This window comes from Streptomyces sp. NPDC048415, from assembly GCF_040651675.1.
Classification (GTDB): domain Bacteria; phylum Actinomycetota; class Actinomycetes; order Streptomycetales; family Streptomycetaceae; genus Streptomyces.
Map to the genome: position 1 here is coordinate 23,486 of NZ_JBEZKJ010000084.1, position 12,162 is coordinate 35,647.

Genomic DNA, 12,162 nt, shown 5'->3' on the forward strand with positions numbered 1-12,162 from the left:
CCGCCCGGCTCGGGATAGCCTCCGGCCATGGCGAATGGGCAGTGGTTTCCACCGGAGTGGCCCGAGCGGATCCGCGCGCTCGCGGAGGGCACGCTGACACCGGTGGCCCCCAGACGGGCGGCCACCGTCATGCTGCTCAAGGACGACCACGGCACCCCCGCGGTGCACATGCTGCGCAGACGCGCCTCCATGGCCTTCGCCGGGGGCGCGTACGCGTATCCGGGCGGCGGCGTGGACCCGCGCGACGACGACCACCAGATCCGCTGGGCGGGCCCCACGCGCGCGTGGTGGGCGAAAAGGCTGGGCGTGGACGAGACCTCCGCCCAGGCCATCGTCTGCGCGGCCGTGCGGGAGACGTACGAGGAGGCGGGCGTCCTGCTCGCCGGGCCCGCCCCGGACACCGTGGTCGGGGACACCACGGGCGAGCAGTGGGAGGCGGACCGCGCGGCCCTGGTCGCCCGCGACCTCTCCTTCGCCGAGTTCCTCGACCGCCGTGGACTCGTCCTCAGGTCCGACCTGCTCGGCGCCTGGACCCGCTGGATCACCCCCGAGTTCGAAACCCGCCGCTACGACACCTGGTTCTTCGTGGCCGCCCTCCCGGAGGGCCAGCGCACCCGCAACGCCTCCACGGAGGCCGACCGCACGGTGTGGATCCGCCCCGCTGACGCCGCGGAACGGTACGACAAGGGTGAGCTGCTCATGATGCCGCCCACCGTCGCGACCCTGCGCCAGCTCGTCCCGTACGGCAGCGCCGCCGACGCCCTCGCCGCCGCGCCCGCCCGCGATCTGACCCCCGTCCTGGCCAAGGCCCGCCTGGCGAACGGCGAAGTGGTCCTCACCTGGCCAGGACACGACGAGTTCACCAAGCACATCCCGACCGGTGGAGCCCCCGCATGACCGACGCAGCCGAACTCCCCGGCCAGCCGAGAGGCGGGGTCCTCTCCGGCCCCGCCACTGAGCGCGCCGTCAACGTCCTGGCCCCCAACGCCTCCGCGATGACCCTGGACGGCACTAACACCTGGATCGTCTCCGAGCCGGACTCCGAGCTCGCCGTGGTGATCGACCCGGGGCCCCTGGACGACGTACATCTGCGCGGTGTCGTGGATACGGCGCAGAAGGCCGGGAAGCGGGTCGCGCTGACGCTGCTCACGCACGGGCATCCCGATCACGCCGAGGGCGCCGCGCGGTTCGCCGAGCTGACGGGGACGAAGGTGCGGGCGCTGGACCCGGCGCTGCGACTCGGGCACGAGGGGCTGGCCGCCGGAGACGTGATCATCGTGGGCGGCCTCGAGCTGCGCGTCGTACCGACCCCCGGACACACCGCGGACTCACTGTGCTTCCATCTCCCGGCCGACGGGGCCGTTCTGACCGGTGACACCATCCTGGGGCGCGGCACGACCGTGGTGGCCCACCCTGACGGCCGCCTGGGCGACTATCTCGACTCCCTGCGCCGGCTGCGCTCCCTGACAGTCGACGACGGCGTCCACACCGTCCTGCCCGGTCACGGACCCGTCCTCGAAGACGCCCAAGGCGCCGTCGAGTTCTATCTCGCCCACCGTGCCCACCGGCTCGCCCAAATCGAGACGGCGGTCGAGAACGGCTACCGGTCGCCTGGTGAGGTCGTCGCGCATGTGTACGCGGACGTGGACCGTTCGCTCTGGCCCGCGGCGGAGTTGTCGGTGCGTGCCCAGCTGGAGTACCTGAGCGAGCACGGCCTCATCTAGGCCGTCAGCAGGGCTGGAGACAGCCTCTTTGGCGTTTGAGGAGCGGGGGCTTGGGCGCGGAGCCCCCAAGGGCGATGAAGGTCTCCCCGCTCGAGCGAAGCCGAGAGTGGGGAAGGGCAGGGGCGGGTGGGGGCGGGCGGGGGCGAAAACCGCCCGCGGCAAGCGCGACGGGGTCCCGCCTCCCAAGAAGGCGGGACCCCGTGTGCGTACGGCCAAGACCCAGCGTCAGCGTGACCGCTTCGCGAGCCTCTCCACGTCCAGCAGAATCACCGCGCGCGCCTCCAGGCGGAGCCACCCGCGCCCGGCGAAGTCGGCGAGTGCCTTGTTGACGGTCTCACGCGACGCGCCGACCAGCTGGGCCAGCTCCTCCTGCGTGAGGTCGTGCACGACGTGGATGCCCTCTTCGGACTGCACGCCGAAGCGGCGCGAGAGGTCCAGGAGGGCGCGGGCCACGCGGCCCGGGACGTCCGAGAAGACCAGGTCGGACATCTGGTCGTTGGTCTTGCGCAGGCGCCGGGCGACGGCGCGCAGCAGGGCGGCGGCCACCTCGGGACGCGCGTTCAGCCACGGCTGGAGGTCGCCGTGGCCGAGGCCCAGCAGCTTGACCTCGGTCAGCGCGGTGGCGGTCGCCGTGCGCGGGCCCGGGTCGAACAGCGACAGCTCGCCGATCAGCTCACCGGGGCCGAGAACGGCCAGCATGTTCTCGCGGCCGTCGGGGGAGGTGCGGTGGAGCTTCACCTTGCCCTCGGTGACCACGTAGAGGCGGTCTCCGGGGTCGCCCTCATGAAAGAGAGCGTCACCGCGCGCGAGGGTCACCTCACTCATGGAGGCGCGGAGCTCCGCGGCCTGCTCGTCATCGAGCGCCGCGAAGAGCGGGGCGCGCCGCAGAACGTCGTCCACGAGTTCTCTCCTTGTCGACCTGCTCAGGGGATCTTGCTCCCCCTTGGTACCAGGGGACCGTGTTCCCCATCTTGCCGGACGGTCCAAACAGTGTGATCAGTCACAAGTCTGCCGCACTGGCGTCCCAGCGAGTGCGGCAGGGGGCCAATTGGGGGCCGATCTCCCGGGTCCGGGGCGGATGTCGGTGCCGGGCTTTAGGCTGGCCGGGTGTCCAAATCGCCGGTGAGAGCACAGGCCAAGGGGGCTGGACGGGTGGTTGTACGTCGTGATTCCGCTGTGGGCGAACAGGCCCCCGACGGAACCGAGAATCCGACAAAAGCGGCAAAGTCGACGCCGGTGAAGGCGTCGACGGAGGTGCCGACGGAGACGCCGGTCAAGGCTGCAGCAAAGGCGCCCGCGAAAGCCCCGCCAAAGAAGGCCGCCAAGAACAAGAAGGCGACGGCCACCAAGAAGGCCGTACCCGAAAAGAAGACCGCAGCCGCAAAGACCGCAGCCGCCAAGTCCGCAGCCGCCGCAGGCAAGAAGTCACCCCCCGCCAAGAAGTCCCCGCAGAAGGCGCCCGCGCCAGACACCGCTCTCGTCCGCCGAGCCCGCCGCATCAACCGCGAGCTCGCCGAGGTGTACCCGTACGCCCACCCGGAGCTCGACTTCGAGAACCCCTTCCAGCTGATCATCGCCACGGTCCTGTCGGCCCAGACCACCGACCTGCGGGTGAACCAGACGACCCCGGCGCTCTTCGCCAAGTACCCGACCCCCGAGGACTTGGCCGAGGCCAACCCGGAGGAGGTCGAGGACATCCTGCGCCCGACCGGGTTCTTCCGGGCCAAGACCAAGTCGGTGATAGGGCTCTCCAGGGCCCTGCGGGACGACTTCGGGGGTGAGGTGCCCGGTCGTTTGGAAGACCTCGTCAAGCTTCCGGGAGTCGGCCGGAAGACCGCCTTCGTCGTGCTCGGGAACGCCTTCGGACGTCCCGGAATCACCGTGGACACCCACTTCCAGCGACTCGTCCGCCGCTGGCAGTGGACCGAGGAGACGGAGCCGGACAAGATCGAGGCGGCCGTCGGCGCGCTCTTCCCGAAGAGCGAGTGGACGATGCTGTCCCACCACGTGATCTTCCACGGCCGCCGCATCTGCCACGCCCGCAAGCCGGCCTGCGGCGCCTGCCCCATCGCCCCGCTCTGCCCGGCGTACGGGGAGGGCGAGACCGATCCCGAGAAGGCGAAGAAGCTCCTGAAGTACGAGAAGGGCGGCTTCCCCGGCCAGCGGCTCAAGCCCCCGCAGGCGTATCTGGACGCGGGCGGCATCCCCGCACCCCCACTGGGCGCCGGATGACGGAACGAACAGAGCACCAGCAGGCGTTGAGAAGAGCAGAACGGGGGTGGCGATGACGCGCGCGAGCAACACGCAGGGCGGGCCGGTGACGCTCAGCAGGGACGGTCTGCCCGACTGGCTGACCCCGGTCGCGCACGCCGCCGAGACGGTCGAGCCGCTCCAGCTGAGCCGCTTCCTGCCGCCGGAGAACGGCGCGGGACGCCAGTCCGCCGTCCTCATCCTGTTCGGCGAGGGCGAGCGCGGCCCCGAGGTGCTGCTCATGGAGCGCGCCAGCTCCCTGAGATCGCACGCCGGTCAGCCCTCCTTCCCCGGCGGCGCCCTCGACCCGCAGGACGGCGACCCGAAGGCCGACGGGCCGCTGCGGGCCGCCCTGCGCGAGGCCGAGGAGGAGACCGGCCTCGATCCGACCGGCGTCCAGCTCTTCGGCGTGCTGCCCAGGCTGTACATCCCGGTGAGCGGCTTCGTGGTCACCCCGGTGCTTGGCTGGTGGCGCCGCCCCACCCCGGTCGGCGTCGTGGACCCGGGTGAGACGGCCCGGGTCTTCACGGTCCCCGTGGCGGATCTCACGGATCCCGCCAACCGCGCCACGGCCGTGCACCCCAGCGGCCACAGAGGCCCGGCATTTCTGGTCGAATCCGCCCTGGTCTGGGGCTTCACGGCCGGCGTGATCGACAAGATCCTGCATTACGCGGGCTGGGAGCGCCCCTGGGACCGCGACAAGCAGGTCCCGCTCGACTGGCGCGCATGACAAGGTGATCTCCGTGCTGTGTTTGCCTGGGGGACAACCCCCAGACCCCCGGCCGGACGGCAGCGACCGGAAAGTGATGAGGCGAGGCTCGAAGCAGTGAACGTGCTGGACATCCTGTTGCTGGTCGCCGCCGTGTGGTTCGCGATCGTGGGCTATCGCCAGGGCTTCGTCGTCGGCATCCTGTCGGTGATCGGCTTCCTGGGCGGTGGCCTCGTCGCCGTCTATGTGCTCCCCGTCATCTGGGGCTGGGCGACCGACGACACCAAGGTGAGTACGACCGCTGCCGTCGTCGCGGTCGTCGTCGTGATCGTCTGTGCCTCCGTCGGCCAGGCCCTCACCACCCACCTCGGCAACAAGCTGCGCCGGTACATCACGTGGTCCCCCGCCCGCGCCCTGGACGCCACGGGCGGCGCCCTCGTCAACGTCGTGGCGATGCTCCTCGTGGCCTGGCTGATCGGCTCCGCCCTCGCGGGTACGACGCTGCCGACGCTCGGCAAGGAAGTCCGCAACTCCAAGGTGCTGCTCGGCGTGTCGCGGGCCCTGCCCGCCCAGGCCAACACCTGGTTCGCCGACTTCTCCTCGGTTCTCGCGCAGAACGGCTTCCCGCAGGTCTTCAGCCCCTTCGCCAACGAGCCGATCACCGAGGTCCAGCCTCCTGACTCGGCGCTCGCGCGCAGCCCCGTGGCCACCCGCGCGCAGAGGTCCATCGTCAAGGTCATGGGCACCGCCCAGAGCTGCGGCAAGGTCCTCGAGGGCAGCGGCTTCGTCTTCGGCGACCGCCGCGTGATGACCAACGCGCACGTGGTCGGCGGGGTCGACGAGCCGACCGTGCAGATAGGCGGCGAGGGCCGGAAGTACGACGCCAAGGTCGTCCTGTACGACTGGGAGCGCGACATCGCCGTACTCGACGTACCCGCCCTGGACGCACCCGCGCTGCGGTTCTCCACTCAGGACGCGGCAAGCGGCAACAGCGCGATCGTCGCCGGGTTCCCGCAGAACGGCTCGTACAACGTCCAGCCCGCGCGCGTGCGCGGCCGCATCACGGCCAACGGCCCGGACATCTACCACCGCAAAACGGTGCGCCGCGATGTCTACTCGCTCTACGCGACGGTCCGCCAGGGCAACTCCGGCGGCCCGCTGCTCACCCCCGAAGGCAGGGTGTACGGCGTCGTCTTCGCGAAGTCGCTCGACGACCCCGACACCGGGTACGCGCTCACCGCGGACGAGGTCCAGGAGGACATCACCAAGGGGCGTACGGCCAACCAGCAGGTGGACAGCGACAGCTGCGCGCTGTGACCCTCAACGGAGCAGGAGCGAGGGTGACGTAGCCGCTGACCCGCAAGGGTGGGTCAGGGGCGGGGGTGACGCAGTCGCGCCGATACCCAGCGGGCCCGGCGGCGCAGAATGTGCGGAATCCCCAGCCTGAGGTCCGTACCCGGCAGCTGCGGGGTGCCCCTCTGGTGAGAGCTCAGGCCCGCGGCCGAGCGGCGGTTGCGTGGTGCGTCACTGTAGTCGTGCGTCCAGCCCATACCCCGACGTCTGCCCTTGCCCCAAGGTCGATAACCGCCGCCCGGCCCCTCAATTGGCCTATGCGCCAGGCAAGTGGCCGTTCGTAGGACAGGTGTTCCCGCTCCGGAAACCGAACGTGTTCAAACGGTCACCGATCGGGCTCGGGGTCCTTCAGCCAGTTGACCAATTCGGTGGAAAAGGCCACCGGGTCCTCTTCGTGCGGAAAGTGTCCGAGTCCGTCGAACAGCCGCCAGCGGTATGGCGCTTCGACGTACTCCCCGGATCCGGCCGCGCTCCGCGTCCGCATCACCGGATCGAGAGATCCGTGCAGATGCAGCGTCGGTACCCGCACCGGCCGCTTCATGCGCCGGTTGAACTGGATGCCGTCCGGGCGCGCGATGGACCGCACCATCCACCGGTACGGCTCGATCGAGCAGTGCGCCGTCGACGGAATGCACATGGCACGGCGGTACGTCTCCACGGCCTCGTCGTCCGGCAGCCGGGGCCCCGACCAGTCCCGTACCAGACGACCCACCAGGGCGCCGTCGTCCGCGACGAGTTGACGCTCCGGAACCCACGGCCGCTGGAACCCCCAGATGTAGGAGCCCGCGGCCGACTGCTTGACGTCGGACAGCATGGCGGAGCGCCAACGCCGGGGATGCGGCATCGACGACACCGCGAGCCGGCGTACGAGCTTGGGCCGCATGACGGCCGCCGTCCACGCCAGGTAGCCGCCCAGATCGTGCCCGACCAGCGCGGCATCGGGCTCGCCGAGGGACCGTACGACCCCGGTGATGTCGAGCGCGAGGTTGGCGGGGTCGTAACCGCGCGGGGTGCGGTCGCTGCCCCCGACACCCCGCAGATCCATGGCCACGGCCCGGAAGCCCGCGTCGGCGAGCGCCACCAGCTGATGGCGCCAGGCCCACCAGAACTGCGGGAAGCCGTGCAGCAGCAGGACGAGCGGCCCGTCGCCCATCTCGGCGATGTGGAAGCGCGCGCCGTTCGCGGCGACGTCCCTGTGACTCCAGGGACCATCCAGCCGTACGGCCGAGGTCGGTTGCGCCGAAGGTGTGGCGGGGTCCGTCATGAGGATGAGCGTGCCACAGCCGCGACCGCGTCCTCGACCCGCTCGTTGCGGGGATGCGGCTTGGCGTTCTGCAGGACGCCCGCCGTCTCCTTCATCGAGGCAGCGACCTTCTGCGGTCCCTGGCTCTTCTTGGCCTTCTTCGCGAAGACCACGCCGATCAGCGCGAGCAACCCGGCGACCAGCACGTTCGCGGCGAAGGACAGCACGAAGCAGACCGCGAGGTTCCAGTGGCTCCAGGTCCGGATGCCGTACGCGAGGGCGAAGTTCAGCATCGGCAGGGAGAAGATCAGCACCGCGCCGGCCACCGAGAACGCGCCGCCGCTGACCGCACCGCGCTTGACGTCGTGCTTGAGCTGCGCCTTCGCCAGCGCGATCTCGTCGTGCACCAGCGCGGACATCTCGGTCGTCGCCGAGGCGAACAGCTGGCCGATGCTGCGTTCGGCGCCGACCGGGCTGCCGTCGGGTGCGCTCATCGCGATCTCCCTCTTCTGCATGTGTTTGTGCGGTCCTGTCAGATCATGCCGGACCGTCGTCCCCCTCGCTTGCCCCGGCTGCTACTTCGGCAAGCCTGCGGTGCTCGGCGGCCTTGCGCTCGTAGATCTCGGCCATCCGCAGGTGGTACGCCGGGTTCTCCTGCTCGTAGATGTCGGGGATGCCGTCGCGGTCCTCGTCACGCTCCTCCGCTTCGCACAGCGCGTGGTACTTGGCGTTGCGTATCTTCAGCAGCACCGTGGCGAGGACGGCCGCGATGAGCGAGCCGACCAGGACGGCGGCCTTGACCTCGTCGGTGAGCAGCGCGTCGCCGTCGAAGGCGAGCTCGCCGATGAGCAGCGAGACGGTGAAGCCGATCCCGGCGAGGGAGGCGACGGCGGCGACGTCGGCCCAGGCCAGGTCCTCACTGAGCGAGGCCCTGGTGAACCGTGCCGTCAGCCAGGTGCCGCCGAAGATGCCGACCGACTTGCCGACCACGAGTCCAAGCACCACACCGAGGGTCTCGGGCCGGGTGAACACATCTCCCAGCGCCCCACCGGAGACCGTGACCCCCGCGCTGAACAGGGCGAACAGCGGCACGGCGAGTCCGGCGGAGACAGGCCGCACGAGATGCTCGATGTGCTCGCCGGGGGAGTGCTCCTCGCCCTCGTGGCGGTGGCAGCGCAGCATCAGGCCCATCGCGACACCGGCGATGGTGGCGTGGATGCCGCTGTTGTACATCAGCCCCCAGATGACGAGCGCGAGCGGAACGTACACGTACCAGCCGCGTACGCCCGTGCGCAGCAGCAGCCAGAAGACGGCGAGTCCGACGACCGCCCCGCCGAGCGCCGCGAAGTCGATCTTCTCGGTGAAGAAGACCGCGATGATCAGGATCGCGAACAGATCGTCGACGACGGCGAGTGTGAGCAGGAAGGCGCGCAGGGCGGACGGCAGGGAGGTTCCGATCACGGCGAGCACGGCGAGTGCGAAGGCGATGTCGGTGGCGGTGGGGACGGCCCACCCGTCGAGGGAGCCCCCGCCGAACACGTTCGTGAGGACATAGACGAGCGCGGGCACGGCCATACCGCAGAGCGCCGCGACGACCGGCAGCAGCGCGGCCTTCGGGTCCCGCAGATCGCCGGCCACCAGCTCGCGCTTGAGCTCGATCCCGGCGACGAAGAAGAACACGGCGAGCAGTCCGTCGGCCGCCCAGTGCTCTACGGACAGATCGAGCCCGAGCGCGGCAGGACCGAAGTGGAAGTGGCCGACGCTCGCGTAACTGTCCCGCAGCGGGGTGTTCGCCCAGATCAGCGCGGCGATCGCGGCGACCAGCAGCAGTACGCCGCCCACGGTCTCGGTGCGCAGCGCGTCCGCGACGAAGTTCCGTTCCGGCAGGGACAGCCGGCCGAGGAACTTGCGGGTGGGAGTGCGGGGCGCGGCCACGGCGGAGACCTCCGGGTCAGTACGGCTGGCTGACGGCCGTCACGCGGGATCGCTGACGGCGTTGCCGACCAGACTTCCCGGCGCACCCTGAAGCGGCCACTTTACCTTGTTATTACAGCCACATTTTCGGCTATGCGGACAAAAAGGGGCATCCGGCGCGCTGCCGGATGCCCCTCGATGTCGTACTCAGTGACGCACTCAGTCCTCGCTCGGCGCGGCCGGCAGCTTCGTCTGGATCAGGTCCATCACCGTGGAGTCGGTGAGCGTGGTGACATCGCCGAGTTCGCGGTTCTCGGCGACATCGCGCAGCAGACGGCGCATGATCTTGCCGGACCGGGTCTTCGGCAGCTCGGCCACCGGCAGGATCCGCCTCGGCTTGGCGATGGGCCCGAGCGTGGCGCCCACGTGATTGCGCAGATCGGCCACCAGCCCGTCGTCCTCGGCGGAAGCCGTCCCACGCAGGATCACGAACGCGACGATCGACTGCCCGGTCGTCTCGTCCGCCGCGCCCACGACCGCTGCCTCGGCGACCGACGGGTGCGAGACGAGCGCCGACTCGACCTCGGTCGTCGAGATGTTGTGCCCGGACACCAGCATCACGTCGTCGACCCGGCCCAGCAGCCAGATGTCCCCGTCCTCGTCCTTCTTGGCACCGTCCCCGGCGAAGTACTTGCCCTCGAAGCGCGACCAGTACGTGTCGAGGAACCGCTGGTCATCGCCCCAGATGGTGCGCAGCATCGCCGGCCACGGCTCGGTGAGGACGAGGTAACCGCCGCCGCCGTTCGGCACTTCCCGCGCCTCGTCGTCGACGACCGTCGCCGCGATGCCCGGCAGCGGCCGCTGCGCGGACCCCGGCTTGGTCTCGGTGACCCCCGGCAGCGGCGAGATCATCATCGCGCCGGTCTCGGTCTGCCACCAGGTGTCGACGATGGGTGTCCGGTCGGCACCGATGTGCTTGCGGTACCAGATCCAGGCCTCGGGGTTGATGGGTTCGCCGACGGACCCCAGCACGCGCAGGCTGCTGAGGTCGAACTTCGCGGGGATGTCGTCGCCCCACTTCATGAAGGTGCGGATCGCCGTGGGCGCCGTGTACAGGATGGTCACCCCGTACTTCTGCACGATCTCCCAGAACCGTCCCTGGTGCGGGGTGTCCGGGGTGCCCTCGTACATCACCTGCGTCGCACCGTTCGAAAGCGGCCCGTACGTGATGTACGAGTGTCCGGTGACCCAGCCGATGTCGGCCGTGCACCAGTACACGTCGGTCTCCGGCTTGAGGTCGAAGACGGCGTGGTGGGTGTACGAGGCCTGTGTGAGGTAGCCGCCCGAGGTGTGCAGGATGCCCTTCGGCTTACCCGTCGTCCCGGACGTGTAGAGGATGAACAGCGGCTGCTCGGCGTCGAACGCCTCCGGTGTGTGCTCGGCGGACTGCCGCTCGACGATCTCGTGCCACCACACGTCCCGGCCCTCGGTCCACGCGACGTCCTGCCCCGTCCGGCGCACCACGAGCACCTTGTCGACCCCGTCGACCCGGCTCACCGCGTCGTCGACGGCCGGCTTGAGGGCGGCCGGCTTGCCGCGCCGGTAGCCGCCGTCGGAGGTGATGACCAGCTTGGCGTCCGCGTCCTGGATGCGGGTGGCGATAGCCTCCGCGGAGAAGCCGCCGAAGACGACCGAGTGCGCGGCGCCGATACGGGCACAGGCCAGCATCGCGACGACCGCCTCGGGGATCATCGGCAGGTATACGGCGACCCGGTCGCCCTTGCCAACTCCCAGCTCGGTCAGCGCGTTCGCCGCCTTGCTGACCTCGTCCTTGAGCTCGGCGTAGGTGATGGCCCGGCTGTCGCCCGGCTCGCCCTCGAAGTGGATGGCGACGCGGTCGCCGTTCCCGGCCTCGACATGCCGGTCCACGCAGTTGTACGCGACATTGAGCTTGCCGTCCTTGAACCACTTGGCGAACGGCGGGTTCGACCAGTCCAGCGTCTCGGTCGGCTCGGTGGCCCAGGTCAGCCGGCGGGCCTGCTCGGCCCAGAAGCCGAGCCTGTCAGCCTTGGCCTGCTCATACGCCTCCGCCGTGACGTTGGCGTTCGCGGCCAGGTCGGCGGGCGGCGCGAACCTGCGCTCTTCCTTCAGCAGGTTGGCCAGGCTTTCGTTGCTCACGACATCTCCCTTTCCCAGGGTGTCCGTTGTGTCCCAGGCCACAGCTCATCAGACCAGGGGGCTCGGTGACAAGGGCCGACCTCAAATTGGTTTAGACCTGTTTGTGGATCGGAGGGTACGCGGCGTCCGCAGAGTGCGCTGCGGGTCGCGGGCTGGACGGCGTGGCCTGCGAGCCGCGGGCTGGGGCCCCGGTGCTTCACGAGGGACACACTCCGAGGCACGTACGGGTCGATGGTCGGGTTCACTCGGTATCGCTTCCCGAGTCTCGAGCCGACCCTCCTCCAAGTTCTCGACTTCGCCCGAACCGGGGGGACCCCGCCCCGAGGACACGGCCGACCGGCTCACCCAGCCGAGGCGGAATCGGCGCGAGACCGGCGCCGCCGAAGCCGTGCGGGGGGCTGCGGGAGGCGGACGCCGCCGAAGCCGATGTGGGGGACGGCGGGGGGCCGGCGCTGGGGAGCCGACGCGGGGGAGGGGGAACGGCGCTGGGCCCAGCCGACGTGGGTGAGGCGCGAGACCGGCGCTGCGGAGCCGGCGCGGGGACGGCGGGAGACCGGCGCTGGGCCAGCCGACGTGCGGGCAGCGGGAGACCGGCGCTGCGGAGCCGACCCGTCCGTCGCCATGGCGGCGGGCTGCGCGGGGTACCCACCCGCCGCGTCAGCCGCCGAGTACGAGGTACGTCGGCGAGGACGGGGTACGGGGCGTGCGAAGTCGAGTCGGCACTGCTTCCGCTGCGCGCCCGGATCTCCGTACGGGCGGGTCTCGGCAACCTCGCCACCGGCCTTCGCCCG

Annotated in this window: 11 protein-coding genes; 5 read left to right on the top strand and 6 right to left on the bottom strand. The window is 70.4% G+C overall.

Features of this window, described 5'->3' with window-relative positions:
* Positions 1-27 precede the first annotated feature (27 nt).
* Together AB0D27_RS35785 and AB0D27_RS35790 are read left to right on the top strand one after the other, a co-directional pair.
* Positions 28-897 carry an NUDIX hydrolase gene (locus tag AB0D27_RS35785; protein ID WP_362516932.1) on the top strand — a complete coding sequence of 290 codons (870 nt, stop codon included), beginning with the start codon at positions 28-30 and terminating at the stop codon, positions 895-897.
* Entirely contained in the window at positions 894-1,724 is an 831-nt protein-coding gene (locus AB0D27_RS35790; RefSeq protein ID WP_362516935.1) for an MBL fold metallo-hydrolase, read from the top strand. Before AB0D27_RS35785 ends, AB0D27_RS35790 begins: the two co-directional genes overlap by 4 nt.
* 225 nt (positions 1,725-1,949) lie before the next feature.
* Here the strand turns inward: AB0D27_RS35790 and AB0D27_RS35795 are convergent, their stop codons facing one another.
* Positions 1,950-2,624: a Crp/Fnr family transcriptional regulator gene (locus AB0D27_RS35795; RefSeq protein WP_006382668.1), complete on the bottom strand. Its 675-nt coding sequence runs from the start codon at positions 2,622-2,624 to the stop codon at positions 1,950-1,952.
* Positions 2,625-2,960: 336 nt separating this feature from the next.
* Between AB0D27_RS35795 and nth the strand changes: the two genes are divergently transcribed.
* The 3 genes from nth (at position 2,961) to AB0D27_RS35810 (ending at position 6,000) form a co-directional block, all read left to right on the top strand.
* Positions 2,961-3,956, top strand: a complete 996-nt coding sequence (nth, locus tag AB0D27_RS35800; protein ID WP_362516938.1) for an endonuclease III — start codon at positions 2,961-2,963, stop codon at positions 3,954-3,956.
* A gap of 52 nt (positions 3,957-4,008) precedes the next feature.
* Complete coding sequence (locus tag AB0D27_RS35805) at positions 4,009-4,704, top strand: CoA pyrophosphatase (protein ID WP_362516941.1); 696 nt, start codon at positions 4,009-4,011, stop codon at positions 4,702-4,704.
* Positions 4,705-4,800: 96 nt separating this feature from the next.
* Entirely contained in the window at positions 4,801-6,000 is a 1,200-nt protein-coding gene (locus AB0D27_RS35810; protein WP_362516944.1) for a MarP family serine protease, read from the top strand.
* Between the two features lie 53 nt (positions 6,001-6,053).
* On the opposite strand, the gene AB0D27_RS35815 is transcribed toward AB0D27_RS35810, so the two are convergent.
* From AB0D27_RS35815 to acs, 5 genes are all read right to left on the bottom strand, one after another.
* Positions 6,054-6,233 (bottom strand): hypothetical protein, encoded by a 180-nt coding sequence (locus AB0D27_RS35815; RefSeq protein WP_362516947.1) that lies wholly within the window; start codon positions 6,231-6,233, stop codon positions 6,054-6,056.
* Between the two features lie 128 nt (positions 6,234-6,361).
* The gene (locus tag AB0D27_RS35820) at positions 6,362-7,300 is read right to left on the bottom strand and encodes an alpha/beta hydrolase (protein ID WP_362516948.1); all 939 of its coding nucleotides are present in this window, start codon (positions 7,298-7,300) and stop codon (positions 6,362-6,364) included.
* The gene (locus tag AB0D27_RS35825; RefSeq protein ID WP_362516951.1) at positions 7,297-7,773 is read right to left on the bottom strand and encodes a phage holin family protein; all 477 of its coding nucleotides are present in this window, start codon (positions 7,771-7,773) and stop codon (positions 7,297-7,299) included. Before AB0D27_RS35825 ends, AB0D27_RS35820 begins: the two co-directional genes overlap by 4 nt.
* A 43-nt stretch (positions 7,774-7,816) precedes the next feature.
* Positions 7,817-9,214 carry a Na+/H+ antiporter NhaA gene (nhaA, locus tag AB0D27_RS35830; RefSeq protein WP_362516953.1) on the bottom strand — a complete coding sequence of 466 codons (1,398 nt, stop codon included), beginning with the start codon at positions 9,212-9,214 and terminating at the stop codon, positions 7,817-7,819.
* A 198-nt stretch (positions 9,215-9,412) separates the two neighbouring features.
* Positions 9,413-11,413, bottom strand: coding sequence for an acetate--CoA ligase (gene acs / locus AB0D27_RS35835; protein ID WP_362516956.1), 2,001 nt, complete (start codon positions 11,411-11,413; stop codon positions 9,413-9,415).
* Positions 11,414-12,162 lie beyond the last annotated feature (749 nt).